The organism is Heliomicrobium undosum, from assembly GCF_009877425.1.
In the GTDB taxonomy this organism is placed as follows: domain Bacteria; phylum Bacillota; class Desulfitobacteriia; order Heliobacteriales; family Heliobacteriaceae; genus Heliomicrobium; species Heliomicrobium undosum.
Map to the genome: position 1 here is coordinate 1 of NZ_WXEY01000055.1, position 1,530 is coordinate 1,530.

Here is a 1,530-nt window from a genome sequence, read left to right on the forward strand (position 1 = left end):
CCCCCAAAGTGCTCCGCCAACGAATTTAATTTAAGTTTAATCGCCGCTATGGTTTAAGAATTACAATGTTGAACTTCCGGCGGAAGCGTAAACCGCGTAAATTCAATCCCGGCTAGCGCGGCCGCTCGTCGCAGTTCCGGAGTGTCAAATCGGCGAGGCATGACACGACGAACGGTACCATCCGTCTGTGGGTTGATCAGGATGACCACATCGGAAAACAACTGCATAAACGATGCCGCTGTCGGTGATTTGGATAAGCGGTTTCCGGGTAGGCGGATCGGCTTCGTCTCTCGGGCCATGTTTTGGCGAAGCCTGCGCTCCAGTAGGCTGTAGATCAACAAGCCAATGAGAAACACATAACCCAGGGCCATAATGCGATTCGGCGTTTTCAGCCAGATCTGATCCACCACGGCAGGATCCTTGAGCCAGCGGAATCGGTTCTCGACGGTAATTTGCCCTTTGTACCGGCGAAGGATCTCCACGGCATCTTCCGTTGTGTCATTGGTCATGAGAATAAAGGTCTCTTCTTTACGTTGCGCAGCCGCCAGTCGCGCCTTATCGATGTCTCCCACGGTGACACAGACCTGCCACTTGGTCTCGTATTCGGGCACGAATCCGGCTGGACGGCGGCCCCGTCCACGGGTTGTTTTTTCTTGCTGAATCGCCACCACGTTCGCTGATAGCGAATGCAATGCCGTGGCATAGGCAGACAGGAACTCGGCCCGCGCAGCCTGCGCGTCCGCTTCACAGGCGTACAGGTGTTTTTGCAGCTTCGTCGCCGCTTTTTCCAGCGCTTCTTTTTCTCGCTTCGCCTGACGCTCCAACATGCCCGCCTTTTGGCCGGCAAGGGAACTGGAATGAATGACAAAGAAGCGATAGGTCCGGCCATCCAGTTCGTCGGTCGTTTCCCACAATCGATACGTGGCGGCATCGGGTTTGTCGGAGATGGCGCCGACATTCGTCCAATCGTTTGCCTGCTCTGCCGCAAGCTTTAAGGTTTTGGTTAGTTGATATGTTCCCGGAAGGCGCGTGACAAAGAGCATCTGCACATCATGCAGACGCTTCAGGTTCTCAAAGGTCACCAGCGCGGAGTCGGCGATATACATGACCTTTTGGCTGACATGGTGCGCGACGAGGCCGGCCAATTCGTCAATCACATCACGGTTCCAAGTCTTGTCCGATTGGTTCCCGTTCATGACTTTCCCTGCCACGGGAACCCCTTCCGCGACAACCAACCCGTATAGGAACTGCTTGAGATCGGGTCGCCCATCTTTGCTGTAGCCATAGGTGATCGACAATTCCCCTTCGCCCTCATAGGCACCGTACACGCTTTGGGACGTTGTATCAGAGTGGAGATGGCGCAGATCAATGCCGTGTCGGACCACGGAGACAGTGGACACCATATCAAAAACATGCTGCGGATTCGCTTCGTACATCCGATCCAACAAGAGACCGAAGTGCCGATCATGCAAGGCATCCAGCGAAAGCGCGCTCGGCCCGAAAATCAAATCCAAATCGGTGTTTTCGTAA

The 1,530-nt window shown here is 54.6% G+C and carries 1 protein-coding gene; it reads right to left on the reverse strand.

Features of this window, described 5'->3' with window-relative positions; translation table 11 throughout:
• Positions 1–53 precede the first annotated feature (53 nt).
• Positions 54–1,530 (reverse strand): IS1634 family transposase (locus GTO91_RS17540; RefSeq protein ID WP_235919690.1); only part of this gene is annotated, 1,477 nt, incomplete at its 5' end.